Raw genomic sequence first — 23102 nt, forward strand, 5'->3', positions numbered from 1 at the left:
CCGTCGCGGCGGTCGACCCATTTCGTTTCACCTATCGGCGCTTCAACTGTTCAGTCTTCCAGCGCCTGGTGAACTGTTGCGCCCCTAAAGGTGAACGTTAGCTGAACCACGCCGGGAATGGCGGGAGATTAGCCGTTCCGACGCGGGCCAGCGCATAAGCTGGGGCCGTGGACCCTATGCTTATCGGCGTGATCGCCGGCCTGATCGGCCTCTCGCTTGGCGTCTTCGGCGTGCTCGCCTTCCGGGTCAGCGAGCAGCAGCGCAAGCTGGTGGACGTGGAGTCTGAGGAGCCGGCGCTTCCGCAGGGCGCCGCCGAGGTGCTGGCCGCCGTCGGCAGGGCTTTTGTTGTGGTGGACGCGATCGACGGCGTCGTCCGCGCCAGCCCGGCCGCCTACGCCTACGGGCTGGTTCGCGGCCACACCCTGGTCCATGACCAGCTTCTGGAGATGACTGCCAAAGTGCGTCGCGACGGCGTCATCCTTGAACGGATCCTCGAACTTCCCCGGGGCCCGCTGGGGCAGGGAACCATGGTGGTCCAGGTGCGCGCGGCAGTGATCGCTGAGGACTACATCCTCCTGCTGGCCGACGACCGGACCGAGTTCACCCGCACCGAGGAAGTTCGCAATGACTTTGTTGCCAACGTGTCCCATGAATTGAAGACACCCGTCGGCGCCATTTCGCTGCTGGCGGAGGCGCTGGAGTCCTCCGCGGACGACCCCGACGCCGTACGCCGCTTCGCCAGGCGTACCCACAAGGAATCCATGCGCCTGGCAGCCCTGGTCCAGGACATCATCGAGCTGTCCCGGCTGCAGGGATCAAATGTTGCAAAGCAGGGCCGTGCGGTGGATATCAATACCGTCGTTGCCGAGGCAGTGGACCGCTCCCAGCTGCCGGCCGAGAGTAAGAACATCGATCTGGTAGTGGCCGGCCGCACCGAGGCGATGGTTTACGGCGACCAGGACCAGCTGGTGACCGCCCTGCGCAACCTGATCGATAACGCGATCCGGTACTCCCCGGAAAACACCAGGGTCGGAGTCGGGATCCGGGTCAAGGACGGCCTCGTGGCCGTTTCCGTGACGGACCAGGGCGGGGGCCTCAGCCCCGAGGACCAGGAACGGGTCTTTGAGCGCTTTTACCGGGTGGACGCGGCACGGTCGCGCCACACCGGCGGTACCGGACTGGGCCTGAGCATCGTCAAGCACGTTGTCGCCAACCACGGCGGCGAGGTGACGCTCTGGTCCAAGCCCGGGCAGGGCTCCACGTTCACGATCCGGCTTCCGGAGCTGGAGGGGCAGGACGTCGGCGACGGTTCGGACGCGCAAGCGCCTGCGGACCGGGCAGCCGAGCAGTCCACTGCCCGCGGTCCGTCCGAGCATCCCAGACCACCACGACGGGACGCCGCCGGCGCCCATGAGCAAGGAGCTACCGCTTGAGCAGAATTCTTATTGTCGAGGACGAAGAGTCATTCAGCGACCCGCTGTCATATCTCTTGGGCAAGGAAGGGTTCGAGGTGGCGATTGTAGACAACGGTCTGGACGCCATCACCGAATTCGACCGGAACGGTGCCGACCTGGTGCTGCTGGACCTGCAGCTGCCCGGGCAGTCAGGCACCGAAGTCTGCCGGCAGCTGAGGCAGCGCTCATCGGTCCCGGTCATCATGCTGACCGCGAAGGACGCAGAGATTGACAAGGTTGTTGGGCTGGAACTCGGCGCCGACGACTACGTCACCAAGCCGTACTCTTCCCGGGAGCTGGTGGCACGGGTCCGGGCTGTGCTGCGCCGCCAGGGTGAGCCTGAGGAACTGGTGTCCAGCACAGTACAGGCCGGGCCGGTCCGGATGGACATTGAGCGGCACGTGGTCACGGTAAGCAGTGAGCAAGTGTCCTTGCCGCTCAAGGAATTTGAACTGCTGGAAATGCTGCTGCGGAACTCCGGCCGCGTCCTGACCCGGGGGCAGCTGATTGACCGGGTTTGGGGGTCTGATTACGTGGGGGACACCAAGACCCTGGATGTCCACGTTAAGCGGCTTCGCAGCAAGATCGAGCCGGATCCTTCGGCGCCGCGGCACCTGATCACGGTTCGCGGCCTGGGTTATAAGTTCGAGCCGTAAGCCCTGACCGGTCCAAATAACTAAAGCGAGGGGCGCCGGGTCTGGATATTTCAGACCCGGCGCCCCTCGCTTTAGTAAAAAGCTCTTGGTTCTAGCTTCCCGACGGCGTCGGCGTCGAGGTAGGCGTCGTCGCGGCAGAGTCGGTCTGAGTGGCGGACGACGTCGGAGTGGCCGACTCGGTCGGCGTGGCGGTTGGCAGGTACTGCTTGTAGTCGGAGATCGTGGCGTCCAGTACCGGGACCTTGAACGTGGTGCTCTGGTTAGTGCCGTCCTCGCGGAGGCTAACCTCGACGAGGGAGCCCGGGGCGCCGCCGGTCGTGCTCAGGATCGCCTCGTCGGTGGATTCGTTCAGCAGCGTGTACGAGTTCTTTTTGACCGGGACCTGGGTCTGGGAGCCGGCCGAACCCCGGATGGTCAGGGTCACGTCGGTGGAGGACGAGTTGTAGACAGCGCCGACGACGCGGCCGGGCTTGTCTTCAGCGGAGGAGATGATCATCATGTTGCGCAACTGCAACGGGCCAACGTTGGCCTGGGTTCCATCTGACGCAGCATACTGCTGGGAGGTCTGCTGGGGGTTGATGTAGCCGCAGCCCGTTACGGACAGCAGGCTGATGGCCAGAGCAGCCGTCGCGATTGCCAGCTTGCCGCGCTGGCCCCGGTTGGAAGCAGAGAAACCCACGTCACGCACTCCTTGAGAGTCTTGGAACATTATTCAGCCATAGCCTATCGGCAATCCTGGTCAAACCATGATTCGGGCGGGACGCAATCCTGCAGACTCGTGGGCCTGCCCGCCACGCACGCGGTGTCCCGGCACTCTTGGCAAAGGACTTTCAATACACTAATATCCGCTTTCGTCAAGAGGTCTGACGGGGTCGATTAAGGCCATTTTCCCCGTATTCATGCGGTTCTTGGGCGGGTTCCATGGCAGTTGTATGCCTTAAACGTGATAAACTGGTCTGCGGGAAAGGGGAATGTCCACATGGTTTTTGAGGTCGGCGAGACAGTAGTTTACCCTCACCACGGTGCAGCAAAAATTGAAGAAATCAAGATGCGCACTGTCAAGGGCGAAGAGAAGATGTATCTCAAGCTCAAGGTGGCTCAGGGTGATCTGACCATTGAAGTTCCAGCAGAAAACGTTGACCTAGTTGGGGTCCGGGACGTAGTGGGCAAAGAAGGTCTGGAGCACGTATTTGAAGTGCTGCGGGCCGAGTTCACTGAAGAACCCACCAACTGGTCACGTCGATACAAGGCAAACCTGGAGAAGCTTGCTTCCGGTGACGTCATCAAAGTGGCAGAGGTCGTTCGTGACCTGTGGCGCCGCGATCACGACCGGGGTCTCTCCGCAGGGGAGAAGCGCATGCTGGCCAAGGCACGCCAGATTCTGATTTCAGAACTGGCGCTGGCCGAGAAGACCGACGAAGAGAAGGCTGCAAGCGTTCTCGACGAGGTTTTGGCTTCCTAAACAAGAGTTGAGCAGAAAAGAACTAAACCCCGGTAGCCTAGCGGCTGCCGGGGTTTCTTGTGCCCGCCTGATAGCGCAGTGGGATGCCGCTCGCGCCGCGACGTAGTCTTGTGCGCATGGACTCTGCACCAAAAACCCCCGTCACCGCGGTCATCGTTGTGGCTGCCGGCTCCGGCCAGCGCCTGGGCTACGGCATGCCCAAAGCCAAGGTCCCGTTGGGCGGGGACAGCATCCTCACCCACGCCCTGCGGGGCGTCGCCGGATCCGGCATTGCGCAGCAGATTTGCGTCGCCATCCCGCCCGGCGACCCGGAGCTCCTCGCCCTCTGCGAGGCCTTCACCCGGGAGCTCAAGGCCGAGCGGCCGGACACGCCCGGTGACGGCGAAGCCGGAGATGTCCCGGTGGTGACAATTGTCGACGGCGGTGCCACCCGTGCCGAGTCGGTCCGCGCCGGGCTGGCAGCGCTCTTGCCGGCCACCGAAGCTGTCCTGGTGCACGACGCCGCCCGAGCACTGACGCCGGAAGCTGTTTTCCACCGGGTGTCCCGCGCCCTTACGGCCGGCGCGCTGGCCGTCATTCCCGTTATGCCCGTGGTGGACACGGTCAAAACCGTGCAGCCGACGTCCGGCGACGGCGCCGCGATCGCCCCGGAACTTGTCACCGGCACCGCTGCCCGGGAAACCCTGCGGGCTGTGCAGACCCCGCAGGGCTTTGAGCTTGCGACCCTGCGGCGCGCCCACGCGGCGGCAGCCGCCTTCGACGCCGGACAGGCCGCGGCCGTCACCGATGACGCCATGCTGGTGGAACTGTTGGGCGTCCCGGTCCACGCGGTGCGCGGCGCCAGCCAATCGCTGAAGATCACCACCCCGCTGGACCTGATCATCGCCGAGGGGCTACTGGAAGGCCCGCTGGGCGTCCGCTGGGTGGAAGGCTGAGCGTGTCCGGAACGCAGAAACCGCCGTTGCCCCTCATCCCGCGGACCGGAATCGGCATCGACGTCCACGCCTACGCCCCAGCGGACGCACCCCAGCCGCTCTGGCTTGGCGGCCTGTTCTGGGACGGGGAACGGGGACTGTCCGGCCACTCGGACGGCGACCCCGTCGCCCACGCTGCCGCCGACGCCCTGTTCTCTGCCTGCGGCATCGGTGACCTGGGCACCCATTTCGGTACCGACCGCCCGGAGTACGCCGGCGCCTCAGGTGTGACCCTGCTGGCCGAGGCTGCCCGGATCGTCCGCGCCGCAGGCTTCGAAATCGGCAACATCGCCGTGCAGTTCGTCGCCAACAGGCCCAAGTTCGGCCCCCGCCGGGAGGAATCCCAACGGGTTCTCGGCAAAGCAGCAGGCGCGCCGGTCAGCGTCTCGGCAACCACAAGCGACGGACTTGGATTTACCGGCCGCGGCGAAGGGATTTCAGCCATGGCGACCGCCCTCGTTTACCCTGCCAAGCCCGCGCCCCAGGAATCGGTCGCCTAGGCTTGACGGAAGATCCCTTCCCGCAACATCAGGAGACCTCCCGTGAAAAAGCTGCTGCCCGCCGTCGTCGTTCTGGCCGGACTGCTGCTGACCGGCTGCACCGCGACACCGAAGATGGGACTCCCGGAGAGCTGCGCGTTCCTCAACAAGGACACCTTCGTCCCCACCGGCAACCAGCAGCAAAAGGCTGAGCAGATCTCCAAGCACTACCAGGAGGTCGCGGACAAGGTGGCGTCCGAGGTGGCCGACCCGATCCAGAAGATGGCGGACATCATGACGGCGGTGGCGGGCACCTCGCTCGGGGCCACGAGCGCCGAGCAGACCAAGCAGTTGACGGAACAGAACAACAGGATCGGCGAGTACTGCAAGTAGTCGCCCGGGGTGCTCCGCACGCCGGGGCTTGGATCCCCATCGGCTAATCTGGAGCGGTGACCCTGCGCTTCTATGACACTGCATCCGCCGAAGTCCGTGACTTCGTCCCCCTGGTTCCGGGCAAAGTGAGCCTCTACTACTGCGGCGCCACGGTGCAGGGCATGCCGCACGTCGGCCACATCCGCTCTGCCATCGCCTTTGACCAGCTCACCCGCTGGCTGCAGTACCGTGGCTTCCGCGTTACCGCGGTCCGCAACGTCACCGACATCGACGACAAGATTCTGGCCAAGTCGGCGGATTCGTTCGCCCCTGACTTTGAGGACGAACCGGGCGCCGTCCGGAATGAGGAATGGTGGGCACTGGCCTACCGTTACGAGCAAGAATTCCTCAAGGCCTATGACACCCTTGGCGTCGCCCGCCCCACGTACGAACCTCGGGCCACCGGCCACATCCCGGAAATGCATGCACTGATCGCCCGATTGATCGACCGCGGCCACGCCTACCCGGCCCTGGATAACTCCGGGGATGTCTACTTCGATGTCCGCTCCTGGCCCAAGTACGGCTCCCTGACGCGGCAGAACATCGATGACATGCAGGGCGCGGCCGACGCCGACCAGCGCGGGAAAAAGGACGCCCGCGACTTCGCGCTCTGGAAGGGCCACAAAGACGGGGAACCGACGACGGCGGGCTGGGACTCGCCGTGGGGCACCGGCCGGCCCGGCTGGCACCTGGAATGCTCCGCGATGGCGGGCAAGTACCTCGGAAACGGGTTCGACATCCACGGCGGCGGGCTGGACCTGCGCTTCCCGCACCATGAAAACGAGATGGCCCAGTCCCAGGCCGCCGGCCACGGCTTCGCGAACTTCTGGATGCACAACGGCATGGTCACCTACGCCGGCGAGAAAATGTCCAAGTCCATCGGCAACACCATCAGCCCCGCCGAAATGCTGGAGCTGGCCCCGGCACGGGTTGTCCGCTATTACCTCGGGCAGGCGCAGTACCGCTCCGTGCTGGATTACCAGCCAACGTCGCTGCAGGAAGCCGCAGCCGCCGTCGAGCGCATCGACGGGTTCATCAGCCGCGCCGTCCGGGCCCTCGCCGACGGCGGAAGCTACGGCTTCGCCACCTACGGGAAAGTACCCGAAGCCTTCGAACGCGCCATGGACGATGACCTCAACGTGCCCCAGGCCCTCGCCGTCCTGCACGAGACCGTTCGGGCCGGCAACACCGCACTGACCGCCGGCCGGCCCGACGAGGCCCGGCAGGCGCTGGACAGTGTCACGGATATGCTGCGTGTCCTTGGTCTCCATAACACCGCGCGGCCCGCTGTGGACGAGGAAGGCAACGAGGCCCTCGCCGTGCTGGTCGAGGCACAGCTCGCGGCCAGGGCGCAGGCCCGCGGCAGCAAGGACTGGGCCGCCTCCGACGCCATCCGCGATACCCTCTCCGCCGCCGGCGTTGTGGTCGAGGACGGCCCGGACGGCGCCAGCTGGAGCCTCAAGCGCGGCTGATGCCTGGCCGGCGGGTGGCCTCCGGCCAGGCGGAATGCCGGCCCCGGATCTCCCTGCCGGTCGAGGATTTAACTCGAGTCAGTAGACTGGAGTTCAGACTTGTCAACTAATCGCGTATTTAAAGGGTGAAACTCATGGCCAATAACGGTCGCCGCTCGGTCAAAATGAAGAAGGGCCCCACTGTCGGAACCGGCGGTCACGGCCGCAAGGCACTTGAAGGCAAGGGGCCCACCCCCAAGGCCGAGGACCGCCCCTACCACAAAGCGCACAAGAACAAGCAGCTCGCTGACCGGTCCGCGGCCAAACGACCGGGAGCTCCGCGCAACGCCGGCGCCCGCTCCGGCCCCAAGGGCCGTGCCACTGAAGAAGTCGTCACCGGACGCAACTCGGTTGTGGAGGCGCTGCGCGCCGGGATCCCGGCCAAGGCCCTGCACGTGGCAATCCGCATCGAGATGGATGACCGCGTCAAGGAGTCCCTCAAGCTCGCTGCTGAGCGCGGCATCCCGCTGCTCGAAACCGGCAAGCCCGAGCTGGACCGAATGACCGACGACGCCATCCACCAGGGCCTTGTCCTGCAGATCCCGCCCTATGAATACCAGGACGCCTACGAGCTTGCCGAGGAGACTCTCGGAAGCTGGAAGAAGGGCCACGTAGCCAACGCGCCGCTTTTCGTCGCGCTCGACGGCATCACCGACCCCCGTAACCTCGGCGCGATCATCCGCTCGGTTTCGGCTTTCAGCGGCCACGGCGTCATCGTTCCCGAGCGCCGCTCCGTCGGCGTCACGGCCTCGGCTTGGAAGACCAGCGCCGGTGCCGCCGTCCGCGTTCCCGTTGCACGTGCGGCCAACCTGAACAACACACTGAAGGCCTTCAAGAGCATGGGCATTTATGTTCTCGGGCTCGACGGCGACGGCGACGTCTCACTCCCGGACCTCGCCCTGGCCACGGAGCCGGTCTGCATAGTCGTTGGTTCCGAGGGCAAGGGCCTCAGCCGCCTGGTCCGCGAAAACTGCGACCAGATCGTTTCCATCCCGATTGACTCGGCGATGGAATCGCTCAACGCCTCCATGGCGGTCGGCATCTCCCTCTATGAGATCTCCCGTCAGCGGGCCGCTAAGTAACGACCGCTCGTTGCTGCGGCTCTGACGCTCTCTCACGTTTGGCGACGCTTTTGGGGACGCTCTCTCACGTTTGGTGCCGGTTTTGGGGACGCTCTCTCACCTTTGACGCAGCTTTTGGGGACGCTCTCTCCCCTTTGGTGCGGGAGCGTTTCCTGATGAGTCGCGAAAGGTGCGGGAGCGTTTCCTGATGAGTCGCGAAAGGTGCGGGAGCGTCGGTTCTCCCACCGCTGTCCGCGGCAGGGACCCGAAATCCCCGCGCCAAGCCTAGAACCTGTGGCGGTTGGCGAGCACCGGGAGTTTGGCCCGGGCGTCCTTGACAACGCCGGGATCCAGCTCGGTGAACAACAGGCCGGGTGCGGCGTCGAGCTCGGCCAGGACGTTTCCGAAGGGGGACACCACAACCGAGTGCCCGACGCCGGTGGGCGCCGCGCCCTTGGGCTCGATGCCCTGGCTGGCCGGGTCGCCCTGGCCGCAGGCGAGGACCAGGGTGGTGGAATCCAGCGCGCGGGCACGGGCCAGGAGCTTCCATTGCTCGGCCTTGCCGGGGCCCGATCCCCAGGAAGCGCAGACGATGTTCACGTCGGCGCCGCGGTCCGCATTCTCGGTGAACAGATCCGGGAAACGGAGGTCATAGCAGGTGGTCAGGCCGAAGGTCATGCCTTCGAATTCGAAAGTGACCGGTTCGTCCCCGGCGTCGACGGTGTCTGATTCCGCGAAGCCGAAGGCATCGAAGAGGTGGATCTTGTCGTAGCTGGCTTCGATTCCCCGGCCGGTGACCAAGAGCGTGTTGCGTACCTTGGCGCCGTCGTCGGCAGCCCCCGGCGTGAACATCCCTGCGATGATAAGGATCTCCTGTTCGTCCGCAATGGCGCGCACTCGTGTTGCCCACGGGCCGTCCAGCGGCTCGGCGATGTCCAGCAGCGAGTTGCCGAAGGCACGCATCGTGGCCTCGGGAAACACAACGAGTTCGGCGCCGCCGGCCTTGGCCCGAATGGAGTAGTCCTCCACGAGGGCCAGATTTTCGGCAAGGTCGCGTCCGGTAATGATTTGAGCAAGTGCAATTCGCACTGTTACCTCCGATTGGGAGCCTGTTCCAGTATGGAACGCTGCTATTCCGTAGACTTCATATCGTCAGGAAATCAGAAACCGGGGCTAGTCGACTGGCCCCGCTAAACTTTGAGCAATGGTAATGACCTACGTAGATACAGCTTCCACCGTAGACGCTTCGCGTGCGTTTCCGCTGGGAATCAGTGTTCCGAGCACCGGTTCACCGGCCGCGGACGACCCCCGGGGGGCCGTCGCGAATGTGGCTGTCTACGCGCCCGGCGTGGCCACTCTGGAGATCTGCTACCAGGCGCCAGGCGGTACCTGGCAGCTAAAAACGCTGCCAAATCTGACCGACGGTGTGCACCACGGCATTGTCGAAGGCATTCCGGTCGGTTCCCGGTACGGTTTCCGGGCCACGCCGGACCACGAGGCGCTGCCGCTGCCCATGCCTGCCGCGGATTTCGACGCCGACGGCGTGCAGCCCCTGCTGCTGGACCCGTACGGCCGTGCCGTGGACGAGCGCGAGGACTTCATCACCAGCGTCCGGATGGACAGCGCTTTCGATTGGGGTGATGACCGCGGCCCCAGGGTGCCGTGGCGCAACACCATCATTTACGAGGCGCATGTCCGCGGCCAGACCAAGCTGCACCCAGACGTCCCCGAAGAGCTCCAGGGCACCTACGCGGGGCTGGCACACCCGGCCATGATCGAGCACCTGATCGCGCTGGGAATCACCGCGGTCCAGCTCCTCCCGGTGCATTTCCACGTGGACGAACCGCACCTGCAGAACCTTGGTATGACGAACTACTGGGGCTACAACACGGCTGCTTTCTTCGCCCCGCATCCCCGCTACGCCACACAGGCCGCGCAGGCCGCCGGCGCGCAGGCCGTCCAGGATGAGTTCAAGGGCATGGTGAAGCTGCTTCATGGCGCCGGACTGGAGGTCATCCTCGATGTCGTCTATAACCATACTGCCGAGGGCGGCCGGGACGGACGGACCCTCAGCTTCCGCGGGCTGGGCGAGATGACTTACTACCGCAACGACGGCAACGGCAAGTACGTGGACACCACCGGCTGCGGCAACAGCCTGAACTTCGGCGAGCCACGGGTTGTCCAGCTGGTCCTGGACTCCTTGCGTTACTGGGTGACAGAGTTCCACATCGACGGGTTCCGGTTCGACCTTGCGGTGACGCTGGCGCGCAATGCCGCCAACGAATTCGATCCCCGGCATCCTTTCCTGGTTGCGATCGGCGCCGACCCGGTGCTGTCCGCCACCAAGCTCATCGCGGAGCCGTGGGACGTCGGCTACGGGGGCTGGCAGACCGGCCGCTTCCCGGCCGGCTGGGTGGACTGGAATGATCACTTCCGCGATGCCGTCCGCAGCTTTTGGCTCGCCGACCGTGCCGCGATCGACGCCGGCGGGCAAGGCAGCCCCGTGGCCAGCCTCGCGGACGCGCTTTCCGGCTCCGCGAGCCTGTTCGAGCCCTCCGGCCGGTCCCGGCTCGCTTCGGTCAACCTCGTCACGGCCCACGACGGTTTCACCCTCGCCGACCTTGTCGCCTACGACCGCAAGCACAACGAGGCCAACGGCGAGCAGAACCGCGACGGCCACGGCGATAACCGCAGCTACAACCACGGCTTCGAGGGACCCACGGAGGACGAGGACATCCTGGCCAAGCGTGCCCAGTCCAGCCGCAACCTGATGGCCTCGCTGATGATCTCCCAGGGCGTGCCCATGATCACCGCCGGCGACGAGGTGGGCCGCACCCAGCAGGGCAACAACAACGCCTACTGCCAGGACAACCCCATCACGTGGATCGATTGGACCAGCAATCCCGAGTCACACTCGATGCTGCGGACCACCAAGCGTGTCATTCGGCTCCGCAAGGAATTCCTGGCCGGCCAGCCGCACGATTACCCGACGCGGGAAAAGCAGTCGTACTTCCATTGGTTTGACGAGCACGGCGAGCCCATGGCCGGGGACCGCTGGCAGGACCCCGGACACCGGGTTGTTCAGCTCCTGCTTGGCTCCGACGACGGTCACGTTGACGGGCTTGTGGTGGTCAACGGCGGCGCCCGGGACGTCAAAGTCACGCTGCCGCTGCTCAGCAATGAGGACGGGACCGGTAACAGGCTCTTTGAATTGCGCCTGACCACCTCCGAGCTCCACGACCGGCGCCAGGGCGTCCGGGTCGCTTCCGGCGAACGGGACGTTGTCCAGGCCAATTCCATCAACATCTACCGCACTTAGTCCGGCGCCGGATCCAGACCAAAGGAAATCACAAATGAAGGCCCAGCGGCTGACAGCCCTGCTTGCCGTGCTGGTGGGACTGGCGGTGCTGGCCTTCGTCCTGGCAGGGGTCCCGCAGACCGGCGACGCTCCGCCCGGAGCCGCCACAACGGCCACCGAAACGGCCACCGGACCGGGCGGCGCAGCAGCCGGGCCCGCCACAATGGCCGCGGGGCCCGCCGTTACCAACCCGTCCGGGCTGCCGGAAGTGAAGGTCGCCGAACTTCCGGCCGAGGCACGTCAGACGCTGTCGCTGATCGCCAGCGGCGGTCCGTATCCGTACGCCAGGGACAACATCGCATTCGGCAACTTCGAACGTATCCTTCCCCGGAAACCCGCCGGCTACTACAAGGAATACACTGTCGGGACGCCGGGCGAATCCGACCGCGGTGCCCGCCGGATCGTGGCCGGTAGGGACGGCGAAAAATACTACACGCCGGACCATTACAACTCGTTCACATTCATCAGCGAAAGCAAGTAGGGAACCGTGAAGATTTACTCCGCAGACACTTGGACCATCGAGGAACTGCAGGCATTGGTAGCCGACGCCGGACGCCGCGCCGTGCTGATTCCCGCCGCCGACACCAAAAGGGCCGTCCTTGAGTCGTTCGCGGCGACGCTGGACTTCCCGGCGGACTACGGAGTGAACCTGGACGCGCTCAACGACTCGCTGCACGAGTTCGCCGATGCCGTCGCCGACGACGCCCAGCGACCCGTCAGCTTCATTTGGGAAGTCCCGGCCGCCTTCCGCGCGGACCGATCCTTCGGAGTCATCTGTGAGATCCTGCAGGACGCCGAAAGCTACGCCGGAAAGAACCTGTCCGTCATCGCCGTCTTCCGGTAACCGCCAAGGAACTGCGGCAGGAAGACGGCGACGCCGCTCGCAGGGATCAGGCGTTGACGATCAGGCCCAGTTCGGCCCTGGACGCCAGCGCCGTGTGCTTCGGGAGCACACGAACGGTGTAACCAAAGGACCCGGACCGGTCGATCACCAAGGTGCCGCTGAAGAGGTGACGGCCCCTGCCAAGATCTTCGACCGCCTTGAGTTCGGCCACCGTGACGTCGGCCAGCTCGTCGCTGTCCTCGGCCTTGCCGTAGGCCACCTCGACGGACACATCATCCGGTGTCAGCTCGTGCAGGGCCACGTAGGCGTTAACTTGGAGAATATCGCCGATCTGCGGGTCTTCCGAGACGCCCACCGAGTCAACGTGCTCTACCTGGATCTGCGGCCAGGCGGCCCGGACCCGGGAAACCCATGCCGCAAGGGCCTTGGCCTCTGCGAAATTGTCTGCCACTGCCCGGCGGCCCGCAACGGCAGCCGGCCGGTACAGGACATTGACGTAGTCCCGGAGCATCCGGTCCGCGGAAACAGCGGGGCCCAGATGGGACATCGTGTGTTTGATCATCGAGACCCAATGCGTGGGAACAGCCTGCGGGCCGGACACTGAGGGTCCTGCGGCCCCCGCACCGTCGGCCACCGTGAGTCCGTAGAAACGGGGTGCTACCTGCGTCTCCAGCAGCTCGTACAGGGCCGCCGCTTCGATGTCGTCGCGTTCCTCGGGGGACGCGTCATTGTTGGCGGTCGGAATCGCCCAGCCGTTCTCGCCGTCGTACATCTCGTCCCACCAGCCGTCCAGGACGGAGAGGTTCAGCGAGCCGTTCAAGGCGGCCTTCATCCCGGAGGTGCCGCATGCCTCGAGCGGACGCAACGGGTTGTTCAGCCAGACGTCGCACCCCGGAAACAGGGTCCGGGCCATGGCGATGTCGTAGTTGGGCAGGAACGCGATCCGGTGCCGCACCGCCGGGTCGTCGGTGAACCGGACGAGGTCCTGGATCATCTTCTTTCCCGCGTCGTCGGCCGGGTGCGACTTGCCGGCAATGACCAGCTGGATCGGGTGCGTTTTGTGCAGCAGCAGGGCCTTGAGCCGTTCGGGCTCGCGCAGCATCAGGGTGAGCCGCTTATAGGTGGGCACCCGCCGGGCGAAGCCGATGGTCAGGATGTCCGGGTCCAGCACGGAGTCCGTCCACGCCAGCTCGGCGTCGGCCGCCCCGCGCTTCTTCCAGGCCGCACGCAGCCGCCGTCGGACATCCTCGACAAGGGACACCCGCATTTCGCGGCGGAGGGCCCAGACGTCCTCGTCACTGACGTTGTAGGCGAGGTCCCAGCGGCCCTGCGTTTCCGCGTCGGGACCGAACTGTTCGCGTGCCAGTTCTGAGACCCTCGGGTCCACCCATGTGGGTACGTGCACACCATTGGTGACCGAGGTGATGGGCACCTCGGAGTGGTCGAATCCGGGCCACAGGGCGGCAAACATCCCGCGGGACACCACGCCGTGCAGCTTGGCCACGCCGTTGGCACGCTGGGCCAGCCGCAGGCCCATGACGGCCATGTTGAACACGAACGGATTGCCGTCGCTGTAATCCTCGCGGCCGAGGTTCAGGATCTTGGCCACCGGTACGTCGGGAGCCAGCCCGGCTTCGAAGAAGTGCTGGATCTGCGAGATTTCGAAGCGGTCAATGCCAGCCGGGACCGGGGTGTGGGTGGTGAAGACCGTTGACGCGCGGCCGGCAGCGAGCGCCTCTTCCCAGCTAAGCGGTTGTTCCGCGGACATCATTTCCTGGATCCGCTCCACGCCCAGGAACCCGGCATGGCCCTCGTTGGTGTGGAACACCTCCGGTGCGGGGCTGCCGGAGAGCTTCTGGTAGGCGCGGAGCGCCTTGACCCCGCCCATGCCGAGCAGGAGTTCCTGCTGGAGGCGGTGGTCGCCGCCGCCGCCGTAGAGGCGGTCGGTGATGCCGCGGGCGGCGTCGTCGTTGCCCGGAACGTTGGAATCCAGCAGCAGCAGCGGGACACGTCCGACGTCGGCACGCCAGACATGTGCCAGCAGCCGGCGGCCGTCGGGGAGCGGGAGGGAAATCTGAAGCGGCTTGCCGTTGCCGTCCGTGGAGGCCTCCCGCAGCAGCGTCAAAGGCAGCCCGTCCGGATCCAGCACCGGATACGTTTCCTGCTGCCAAGCGTCGCGGGACAGTGACTGCTTGAAATAGCCGGCCTGGTAGAGCAGGCCGACGCCGATCAACGGCACGCCAAGGTCCGAGGCCGCCTTCAGGTGGTCGCCGGCGAGGATGCCGAGGCCGCCGGAGTACTGCGGCAGCACTTCGGTGATGCCGAATTCAGGGGAGAAGTAGGCGATGCACGCTGGCGCACCGTCGCCGAGGCTCTGGTACCAGCGGGGCTGCTCAAGGTACCGGTCGAGGTCTTCCGCCGCAGCATGGACCCGGCGCACCACGTCCTGGTCAGCGGCGAGCCGCTGCAGCTCTTCCCTGCTGACCAGACCGAGGAAAGTCACCGGATCGTGCCCGCTCTCGGCCCAAATCTTGGAGTTCAAGCCCTCGAACAGCGCCCGCGTAGGGCGGTGCCAGGACCAGCGCAAGTTGGTTGCCAGCCGGGCCAGCGGGCGGATCGACTCGGGGAGTACGGTACGGACGGTAAATCTGCGGATTGCCTTCACCTGCGAAACACTAACGGACAAGTCGGAAGCCCGGAACCGGTTTAAGTTTCTTTTGCGTAAATGACGGACGAGGTTCCGGAAAACCTCCCGAAAAAAGTGCGCTGCCTTAGCAATCTGGCCGATTTGTCGATAACGTCGACGCTGTGACGACAAATTCGCGAACGAGTGCCGTGTCCAAGCAAAAGCCGAAGGCCCTGATCACGGAGGGCCTTCGCTTTGGCCGTTTTCCAATCACCGCCGTACAGCCGGTGGTCGACGGCGGGAACTTCCCTGCCAAAGCCATTGTGGGAGAAACCCTGGTGGTAGGTGCCACTGCCTTCCGCGAAGGCCACGACCAGCTCGGCGTCAGCGCCGTCCTGGTCGATCCCCGCGGGAAGGAGCGCCAGCGGGTGCGTCTCGCCCGCCCCCGCGGCCCCCGCGGCCAAGGAACCGACCGCTGGGAAGGCCTCCTGACCCCGCCCGCCACCGGCGCCTGGTCCTTTGTGATTGAAGCATGGCACGACCGCTACGGCACATGGCACCACAACGCCGAGGTCAAGGTGGAAGCCGGCATCGACGTGGAGCTTATGCTGGCCGAGGGCGCTGCGCTGCTCGCCGAAGCGTCCGAGGACTCGTCCCGCCCGTCCGCGGACCGGCGGACGTTCCGGATGGCCGTCGTCGGACTTAACGACCCGAGCAAGACCGCCGAGGAACGCCTCGCCGCCGGGTTCAGCCCGGAGGTTTTCGCCGTCATCGAACGCCAGCCGATCCGTGAGCAGGTCACCGTCTCCCAGCGCTACCCCTTGCTGGTGGAGCGCGAACTTGCCGGCCGCGGCGCCTGGTACGAGTTTTTCCCCCGCTCAGAGGGTGCTGTCCGCAACCACGAAACCGGTGAGTGGACCTCCGGGAACTTCCGCACCGCGGCGGCCCGACTCGACGCCGTTGCGGACATGGGCTTCGACGTCATCTACATGCCGCCCATCCACCCGATCGGGGTCCAACACCGCAAGGGCCCGAACAACACGTTGCTGGCAGGACCCCATGATCCCGGGTCGCCCTGGGCCATCGGGGCCGCGGAGGGCGGCCACGACGCCATCCACCCCGAGCTGGGCACGTTTGCGGACTTCGACGCTTTTGTGGCCCGCGCCGGCGAACTGGGCCTGGAGGTGGCCTTGGACTTGGCGCTGCAGGCCGCCCCGGACCACCCCTGGGTTGCCAGCAACCCGGAGTGGTTCACCACCCGCGTTGATGGCAGCATCGCCTACGCCGAGAACCCGCCGAAAAAGTACCAGGACATTTTTCCGCTGAACTTCGACAACGATCCGGCCGGGCTCTCCAACGAGATCCTGCGGATCGTTTTCCTCTGGATCAGCCACGGCGTCAAGATCTTCCGGGTCGATAACCCGCACACCAAACCGGTGTGGTTCTGGGAATGGCTGATCGGCAAGGTCAACAAGAAGCACCCGGACGTGGTGTTCCTCGCCGAAGCGTTCACCCGCCCTGCGATGATGCACGCGCTGGGGCGGGCCGGCTTCCAGCAGTCCTACTCGTACTTCACCTGGCGCAACACCAAGGAGGAGCTGGAGGAATACTTCCAGGAGGTCAGCCACGAATCCCCGGCCTACTTCCGGCCGAACTTCTTCGTCAACACCCCGGACATCCTGACCGAGTTCCTGCAGTACGGCGGTCCGCCTGCCTTCAAGATCAGGGCTGCACTGGCCGCTACCGCGAGCCCGATCTGGGGCGTTTACGCCGGATTCGAGCTCTACGAGCACGTGGCCCGGCCCGGCGCCGAGGAGTACATCGACAACGAGAAGTTCGAGTACAAGGCACGCGACTGGGATGCCATGGCGGACTCGGGCCGGACGCTGGCTCCCTACCTGAGCCGGCTCAATGAGATCCGCCGCGCTCACCCCGCGCTGGGCGACCTGCAGAATCTGACCGTGCACCAGAGCACCGACAACGCCACTGTTGTCTACTCGAAGCACAAGACGCTCCCCGACGGCAGTAAAGACACCCTGATCATCGTTGTCAACGTGGATCCGCACGGGATCCGGGAGAGTACCGTGACGCTGGATCTGGCGGCGCTGGAGCTCCATCCGGACGATCTGGCGCACACCGGCCGCTTTTTGGTCGACGATCTGGTGACCGGCGAGAGCTGGGAATGGGGCGAGTACAACTATGTCCGGTTGGACGCCCATGTTGAACCCGCCCACATTCTCAGCATCCGGAGGTCAAACGCGTGAGCTTCAGCCCAACGAACCCAGGCCAGCACTTCAGCCCGAAGGGGAACTTCGAACTGAATGCCCCCGGCCTCCAGCACGATCCGCACTGGTACCGCAAAGCCGTCTTCTACGAAGTGCTGGTCCGGGGCTTCGCCGACGGGAACGGTGACGGTTCCGGCGACTTCCATGGTCTTATCGAGAAGCTGGACTACCTGCAGTGGCTCGGCGTCGACTGCCTGTGGTTGCCGCCCTTCTTCCAGTCCCCGCTCCGCGACGGCGGCTACGATATCTCGGACTACAACTCCGTGCTTGATGAATTCGGCACCATCAGCGACTTTAAGCGCCTTGTCGCGGAAGCCCATGCCCGCGGCGTGCGCGTGATCATCGACCTCCCGCTGAACCACACTTCCGACCAGCACCCGTGGTTCCAGGAATCGCGAAAGGATCCGGACGGTCCCTTCGGCGACTTCTATGTCTGGAGCGATACGGACGAGAAGTACGAAGACGCCCGCATCATCTTTGTGGACACCGAGGAATCGAACTGGACGTTCGACCCGATCCGACGGCAGTTCTTCTGGCACCGCTTCTTCAGCCACCAGCCGGACCTCAACTTCGAAAACCCCAAAGTCATCGACGCCCTGTTCGACGTTGTGCGGTTCTGGCTGGACCAGGGCATTGACGGCTTCCGCGCAGACGCCATCCCGTATCTCTTCGAAGAAGAGGGCACCAATTGCGAGAACCTGCCGCAGACCCACGAATTCCTGCGCACCTTGCGCAAAATGGTCGATGAAAGCTACCCCGGCCGGGTGATCATCGCCGAGGCCAACCAGCCGCCGGCCGAAGTGGTCGAGTACTTCGGTACGGAAGAGGAACCGGAATGCCACATGGCGTTCCACTTCCCGATCATGCCGCGGCTGTACTACGCACTCCGGGACCAGAAGGCTGCCCCCATCATCGAGACGATGAAGGAAACCCCAAACATTCCCGAAGGCGCGCAGTGGGGCACCTTCCTGCGCAATCACGACGAGCTGACCCTGGAAATGGTCACCGCCGATGAACGTGCCGCCATGCTCGGCTGGTACGCCCCTGACCCGCGGATGCGAGCCAACATTGGCATCCGGCGGCGGTTGGCACCGCTGCTGGACAATTCCCGCTCCGAGATCGAGCTCATCAACGCCCTGCTGCTGTCCCTGCCGGGAAGCCCGTTCCTGTATTACGGTGACGAGATCGGGATGGGCGACAACATCTGGCTCGAGGACCGCGACGCCGTCCGCACGCCCATGCAATGGAACCCGGACCGCAACGCCGGTTTCTCCAGCGCGGACCCCGGGAAGCTGTACCTGCCGGTGATCCAGTCACTGGTGTACAACTACAGCATGGCCAACGTCGAGGCCGAAGCTGCGCACTCCGGGTCGCTGCTGCGCTGGACGCGCCAGATCCTCAGCGTCCGGAAGAACCACCCCGCATTCGGGCTGGGCACCTTTGAACATGTCGAAGCGGACCACGACGTCGTCCTCGCCTACCTGCGTGAGCTCCCGGAAGGCAACTCCGCAGGTGAGGACAGCGAAACCATCCTGTGCGCCTTTAACCTCTCCCAGCACCCGGTGGCCACCACGCTGCGGGTCCCCAGGTTCGCCGGCCGCGGCCTCCGGGACGTGTTTGGCGGCCAAGCGTTCCCGGCGATCTCCGAGGACGGAACCCTGACGCTCACCCTGGGCAGCCACGACTTCTTCTGGCTGCGGATCCGATCGGCGGCCTCCAACCCGGCGTCGCCGTACACCCAGGCCATGCCGATCCTGTCCATCGAGGGTTGAGATGACCCGGCCCACTTTTACGCCCGCACTGAGCGGACTGCTTGGCGACTGGCTTCCGCGCCAGCGCTGGTTCCCCGTGAAAAGCCCGGCTTTCAGCTTCGAACCCGCGGGGGGACTGAACCTCGCCGGTCCGGGCGACGGGACCGGCGAGGCCGGACTCCAAGTGCTGATGCTGGCCGTGGACTATCAGACTCCGGACGGCTCCCGCACCGACGTCGTCCAGGTCCCGCTCAGTATCCGGACTGCGCCGCTGGCCGGAGCCGAGGCAGCGCTGATCGGGCAGATTTCGGGCTCCGGCCTCGCCGACGGCGCTGCCGGTGCCAGCGTTGACCGGTGGGTTTACGACGGCGTTCACGACCCGGCGTTCATTTCCGCCTGGCTGGAGCTAATGCGCGACCGCGGCACCACCGCGGCCGGGAACGCCACCGGCCACCTCGTGGACTCCGGTTACCGCCTGCCCAGGGCTAACGGCTTCGTCAAAGTGCTCTCCGGAGAGCAATCCAACACTTCCGTAGTCGTCGACGACGGCGAATCGGCCGCGATCCTGAAGTTCTTCCGGGTGCTCTCCGAGGGCCAGAACCCGGAAGTGGAAATCGGCGCCGCCCTGACCGCAGGACGCGCCGCCGAAGTCCCGGCCACCCTCGGCTGGGTGAGCGGGGAATGGGCGCGGCCTTCCGGGCGGCCGGGAGCCGGGCCGGCGCTCGGCGAACTGGCCGTGGCACACGAGTTCCTTGCCGGCGGGCTCGATGCCTGGCGGCTTGCCGTCGACGCAGCGGCCGGCGGCAAGGACTTCAGCGCCGAGGCGCACGCGCTTGGCGCCGCCACCGCCGCGGTCCACCGGCGGTTGGCCGAGGCGCTCGGCGTCGCTGTCGAATCCGGGCCCGGACGCGACATAGCGCCAGGCGTCGCCGAGCGGGTGCGTCAATCCTGGGCGCAGGCCGGTCCCGCCGTCGGCCCCTACGATGATGCGCTGGACCGGCTGTTGGGGTTCCTCGAAGGCAGCAGCGCCGGGGCCCTGCAACGGATCCACGGCGATCTCCACCTGGGCCAGATCCTGCACGTTCCGGGCGATGGAAGCCGGGCACCGCGCTGGACCATCCTTGATTTCGAGGGTGAGCCGCTCCGGCCGATTTCCGAACGCAATTTCCCGGACGTCCCGCTACGCGACGTTGTGGGCATGCTGCGCTCCTTCGATTACGCCGCCGGCGCGGCAGTCCGCGAGCACCCGGACGCCAACGTCCCGGGAGGCTGGGTCGACGACTGCGCCGAGGCTTTCCTGGCCGGCTACGCGGAAGTCATCCCGGGCGGCATCGACCGGGACTCGCCTCTTTTCGTGGCGCTTTGGCTCGACAAAGCCCTCTACGAAGTCATCTACGAACTACGTAACAGGCCGGACTGGCTCTCCATTCCGGTTCACGCATCACGTCGTCTCCTCGGCAGTACAGGCTCCGGCGTCCCTGCCGAAGCCGCAGCGGAAGGTACCAACATGACAGGTTCAGCACGTATCGATCGTCCCGGAAGTCCACTGCCGGTGGACGCGGACACCCTGGCAAGGGTGGCCGCCGGCGAGCACCACGCGCCGCACTCGGTCCTCGGCGCGCACCTCGACGACCACGGACACGTCACCATCCGCACGGTCAAGCATCTTGCCGAAGCCGTCTCCATCGTGACCCCGGCCGGCACCTTCCCGATGACGCACGAGTCGGGCGGAATCTGGGTTGCCGTGCTGGAGCCGCAGGAGCCCGGCCACGTGCCCGACTACCGGCTGGAAGTGACCTATCCGGGCCAGGCGCAGCAGCCGGCTGACGACCCCTACCGGTTTTTGCCCACGGTCGGCGAAATCGACCTGCACCTGATCGGTGAAGGACGGCACGAGCGCCTCTGGGACGTGCTCGGCGCGCATGTCCAGCACTATAAGTCCGTTCTCGGGGATGTCGACGGCGTGTCCTTCGCCGTGTGGGCGCCCAACGCCCAGGCGGTCCGGGTCAAGGGCGACTTCAATGGCTGGGACGGCCGGCAGCACTCGATGCGCTCGCTTGGCTCCTCCGGAGTCTGGGAAGTCTTTATCCCAGGCGTTGTAGCAGGGGCGTGCTACAAGTTCGAGATCCGAACCAAGCAAGGGTACTGGCTGGAGAAGGCGGATCCGATGGCCTTCGGCACGGAGGTTCCGCCGCTGACGGCGTCGCGTGTGGTCGAGCCCTCCTACGCCTTCAAGGACGCGGAGTGGATGAAGGCCCGAGCCGGGCGGGATCCGCACAATTCGCCCATGAGTGTCTACGAGGTGCACCTCGGATCCTGGCGGGTTGGACTCGGCTACCGCGAGTTGGCCAAGGAACTCGTCGAATACGTCAAGTGGCTCGGCTTCACCCATGTGGAGTTTATGCCGGTGGCAGAACACCCCTTCGGCGGATCCTGGGGCTACCAGGTCACGTCCTACTTTGCTCCGACGTCGCGGTTCGGCCATCCCGATGAATTCCGCCACCTCGTGGACGAACTGCACCAGGCCGGCATCGGCGTTCTGCTGGACTGGGTACCGGCGCACTTCCCCAAGGATGAATGGGCCCTGGCACGGTTCGACGGCGAGGCGCTGTACGAACATGCCGACCCGAACCTCGGCGAACACCCCGACTGGGGAACACTCATTTTCGACTTCGGCCGCAGCGAAGTCCGCAACTTCTTGGTCGCGAACGCGCTTTATTGGCTCGATGAATTCCACATTGACGGCCTCCGCGTGGACGCCGTGGCCTCCATGCTCTACCTGGACTACTCCCGTGAGGAGGGGCAGTGGAAACCGAACCGGTTCGGCGGGCGGGAGAACCTTGAGGCAATGTCGTTCCTGCAGGAGGTCAACGCCACGGTCTACAAAACGCATCCCGGTGCCGTCATGATCGCCGAAGAATCCACCGCGTTCCCCGGCGTAACGGCGCCGACAAGCCAGGGTGGGCTGGGCTTCGGCATCAAATGGAACATGGGCTGGATGCACGACACGCTCAAGTACATGGCTGAGGATCCCTTCAACCGCCGGTGGCACCACGGCACCATCACCTTTTCGCTGGTCTATGCGTACACGGAAAACTTCCTGCTGCCGATCAGCCATGACGAAGTGGTCCACGGCAAGGGTTCGATGCTGCGTAAGATGCCGGGGGATCGCTGGCAGCAGTTGGCGAACCTGCGTGCTTTCCTTGGCTACCAGTGGGCGCATCCGGGCAAGCAGCTGATCTTTATGGGAACGGAATTCGGCCAGGAAGCGGAGTGGTCTGAACAGCACGGGTTGGACTGGTGGCTGGCTGAAAGTCCGGGGCATCAGGGTGTCCAGCGCCTGACCAAGGACCTTAACGAGCTCTACAGCTCGACGCCGGCGCTCTACGAGCAGGACAACGACCCCGCCGGCTTCCAGTGGATCAACGGCGGGGATGCCAACCGCAACGTCCTGACCTTCCTTCGCCGCGACGCCGCGGGCAACCCAGTTGCCTGCGCGTTCAACTTCTCGGGCTCCCCGCATGAGGATTTCCAGCTCGGTGTCCCCATGGCGGGGGAGTGGCGCGAAGTGCTGAACACCGATGCCGACGCCTACGGCGGGTCCGGTGTGCTGAATGAAGGCACCCTCACTGCCACCGCGGTGGACATCGACGGCCAGCCGGCAGGCCTGACCGTGACGCTGCCTCCCCTGGGTGCCGCCTTCTTCAAGCCTGTGAGCTGACAGGCACGCCGGACACGCACTGGAGAAGCTTCGGCAAAAAGCCCGGAATCCGCATGATTCCGGGCTTTTTGCTGCCCTGTAGGTAGTGGCCTGCGGCCGCCTTTGGCACCAGTGAAAAGTGGTGGTACAGTTGTTTTCCGCGCTGCTCCCCGGAGTTGATCCGCCACCAAGACCCAGATGCTTCACGGTAAAACTGAGTCGGACTGGCGATTTGACAAGGGTGAAGTGGCCCGGTAAGTTTGAAAAGTTGCTCCGGAGCGATCCATGGCTGGTTTGGTTGTGGTGGTGCCGGGTGTGTCTGTTGTTTGAGAACTCAATAGTGTGCCAAGTTTGTTGATACCAATTTATTGTATTGAATTGGTTGAATTGATCAGGTCCGCCACCCCGTGGTGTGGTCTGGTTTTTACAGCTGGTTTCAAATTTTGTGCAGCTGATGCGTCCCGTTTTCCCGGGGGTGTTGGTTGTGTCTGTTTTACTTCAACGGAGAG

At 65.1% G+C, this 23102-nt stretch carries 17 protein-coding genes; 14 read left to right on the plus strand and 3 right to left on the minus strand.

Annotated features, from left to right (window positions below):
* Positions 1 to 176 precede the first annotated feature (176 nt).
* Positions 177 to 1433 (plus strand): sensor histidine kinase, encoded by a 1257-nt coding sequence (locus ABIB49_RS02475; protein ID WP_226773762.1) that lies wholly within the window; start codon positions 177 to 179, stop codon positions 1431 to 1433.
* A complete protein-coding gene (locus ABIB49_RS02480; protein WP_226773745.1) occupies positions 1430 to 2110 on the plus strand; it encodes a response regulator in 681 nt (226 codons plus the stop codon). The genes ABIB49_RS02475 and ABIB49_RS02480 overlap by 4 nt, the downstream gene beginning before the upstream one ends.
* A gap of 91 nt (positions 2111 to 2201) precedes the next feature.
* Here ABIB49_RS02480 and ABIB49_RS02485 read toward each other — a convergent pair whose 3' ends face one another.
* Positions 2202 to 2789, minus strand: a complete 588-nt coding sequence (locus tag ABIB49_RS02485; protein ID WP_282360563.1) for a hypothetical protein — start codon at positions 2787 to 2789, stop codon at positions 2202 to 2204.
* A gap of 300 nt (positions 2790 to 3089) precedes the next feature.
* Here ABIB49_RS02485 and ABIB49_RS02490 point away from each other — a divergent pair, with 300 nt between their 5' ends.
* The 6 genes from ABIB49_RS02490 (at position 3090) to rlmB (ending at position 8050) form a co-directional block, all read left to right on the plus strand.
* Complete coding sequence (locus ABIB49_RS02490) at positions 3090 to 3572, plus strand: CarD family transcriptional regulator (RefSeq protein ID WP_024367191.1); 483 nt, start codon at positions 3090 to 3092, stop codon at positions 3570 to 3572.
* Positions 3573 to 3688: 116 nt separating this feature from the next.
* Positions 3689 to 4507, plus strand: coding sequence for a 2-C-methyl-D-erythritol 4-phosphate cytidylyltransferase (ispD, locus tag ABIB49_RS02495; protein WP_282360565.1), 819 nt, complete (start codon positions 3689 to 3691; stop codon positions 4505 to 4507).
* A 2-nt stretch (positions 4508 to 4509) separates the two neighbouring features.
* On the plus strand, positions 4510 to 5046 hold the full coding sequence (ispF, locus tag ABIB49_RS02500) for a 2-C-methyl-D-erythritol 2,4-cyclodiphosphate synthase (protein ID WP_282360566.1): 537 nt from the start codon (positions 4510 to 4512) through the stop codon (positions 5044 to 5046).
* Positions 5047 to 5088: 42 nt separating this feature from the next.
* Complete coding sequence (locus ABIB49_RS02505; protein WP_226773749.1) at positions 5089 to 5418, plus strand: hypothetical protein; 330 nt, start codon at positions 5089 to 5091, stop codon at positions 5416 to 5418.
* 56 nt (positions 5419 to 5474) lie between these two features.
* A complete protein-coding gene (cysS, locus tag ABIB49_RS02510; RefSeq protein ID WP_282360567.1) occupies positions 5475 to 6929 on the plus strand; it encodes a cysteine--tRNA ligase in 1455 nt (484 codons plus the stop codon).
* Between the two features lie 134 nt (positions 6930 to 7063).
* A complete protein-coding gene (rlmB, locus tag ABIB49_RS02515) occupies positions 7064 to 8050 on the plus strand; it encodes a 23S rRNA (guanosine(2251)-2'-O)-methyltransferase RlmB (protein ID WP_226773751.1) in 987 nt (328 codons plus the stop codon).
* Between the two features lie 264 nt (positions 8051 to 8314).
* On the opposite strand, the gene ABIB49_RS02520 is transcribed toward rlmB, so the two are convergent.
* Positions 8315 to 9118: a carbon-nitrogen hydrolase family protein gene (locus tag ABIB49_RS02520; RefSeq protein ID WP_282360568.1), complete on the minus strand. Its 804-nt coding sequence runs from the start codon at positions 9116 to 9118 to the stop codon at positions 8315 to 8317.
* Between the two features lie 115 nt (positions 9119 to 9233).
* Between ABIB49_RS02520 and glgX the strand changes: the two genes are divergently transcribed.
* Genes glgX through ABIB49_RS02535 form a run of 3 tightly spaced genes read left to right on the plus strand, consistent with a single transcriptional unit; the run spans position 9234 to position 12231 of the window.
* Positions 9234 to 11348, plus strand: coding sequence for a glycogen debranching protein GlgX (glgX, locus tag ABIB49_RS02525; RefSeq protein WP_282360569.1), 2115 nt, complete (start codon positions 9234 to 9236; stop codon positions 11346 to 11348).
* 34 nt (positions 11349 to 11382) lie between these two features.
* Entirely contained in the window at positions 11383 to 11868 is a 486-nt protein-coding gene (locus ABIB49_RS02530) for a guanyl-specific ribonuclease (RefSeq protein WP_282360570.1), read from the plus strand.
* Between the two features lie 6 nt (positions 11869 to 11874).
* Positions 11875 to 12231, plus strand: a complete 357-nt coding sequence (locus tag ABIB49_RS02535; protein WP_354156639.1) for a barstar family protein — start codon at positions 11875 to 11877, stop codon at positions 12229 to 12231.
* 46 nt (positions 12232 to 12277) lie between these two features.
* Here the strand turns inward: ABIB49_RS02535 and glgP are convergent, their stop codons facing one another.
* Positions 12278 to 14896 carry an alpha-glucan family phosphorylase gene (gene glgP, locus ABIB49_RS02540; protein WP_354156640.1) on the minus strand — a complete coding sequence of 873 codons (2619 nt, stop codon included), beginning with the start codon at positions 14894 to 14896 and terminating at the stop codon, positions 12278 to 12280.
* 170 nt (positions 14897 to 15066) lie between these two features.
* On the opposite strand from glgP, the gene ABIB49_RS02545 reads away from it, so the two are divergent.
* The 3 genes from ABIB49_RS02545 to ABIB49_RS02555 are packed head-to-tail and all read left to right on the plus strand — an operon-like array spanning position 15067 to position 22614.
* Positions 15067 to 17121, plus strand: coding sequence for an alpha-1,4-glucan--maltose-1-phosphate maltosyltransferase (locus ABIB49_RS02545; protein ID WP_354156641.1), 2055 nt, complete (start codon positions 15067 to 15069; stop codon positions 17119 to 17121).
* On the plus strand, positions 17118 to 18914 hold the full coding sequence (treS, locus tag ABIB49_RS02550; protein ID WP_226773758.1) for a maltose alpha-D-glucosyltransferase: 1797 nt from the start codon (positions 17118 to 17120) through the stop codon (positions 18912 to 18914). The genes ABIB49_RS02545 and treS overlap by 4 nt, the downstream gene beginning before the upstream one ends.
* Position 18915: 1 nt before the next feature.
* The gene (locus ABIB49_RS02555; protein WP_354156642.1) at positions 18916 to 22614 is read left to right on the plus strand and encodes a 1,4-alpha-glucan branching enzyme; all 3699 of its coding nucleotides are present in this window, start codon (positions 18916 to 18918) and stop codon (positions 22612 to 22614) included.
* Positions 22615 to 23102: the final 488 nt, after the last annotated feature.

The sequence above is a fragment of the Arthrobacter sp. UYCu512 genome (assembly GCF_040547075.1).
Classification (GTDB): Bacteria; Actinomycetota; Actinomycetes; order Actinomycetales; family Micrococcaceae; genus Arthrobacter.

Excerpts from the sequence above, each read along its gene's own strand:
- ABIB49_RS02475 (WP_226773762.1), top strand. The coding sequence starts at position 177 with ATGCTTATCGGCGTGATCGCCGGCCTGATCGGCCTCTCGCTTGGCGTC.
- ABIB49_RS02490 (WP_024367191.1), top strand. The coding sequence starts at position 3,090 with ATGGTTTTTGAGGTCGGCGAGACAGTAGTTTACCCTCACCACGGTGCA.
- ispD (WP_282360565.1), top strand. The coding sequence starts at position 3,689 with ATGGACTCTGCACCAAAAACCCCCGTCACCGCGGTCATCGTTGTGGCT.
- rlmB (WP_226773751.1), top strand. The coding sequence starts at position 7,064 with ATGGCCAATAACGGTCGCCGCTCGGTCAAAATGAAGAAGGGCCCCACT.
- glgX (WP_282360569.1), top strand. The coding sequence starts at position 9,234 with ATGGTAATGACCTACGTAGATACAGCTTCCACCGTAGACGCTTCGCGT.
- ABIB49_RS02530 (WP_282360570.1), top strand. The coding sequence starts at position 11,383 with ATGAAGGCCCAGCGGCTGACAGCCCTGCTTGCCGTGCTGGTGGGACTG.
- ABIB49_RS02555 (WP_354156642.1), top strand. The coding sequence starts at position 18,916 with ATGACCCGGCCCACTTTTACGCCCGCACTGAGCGGACTGCTTGGCGAC.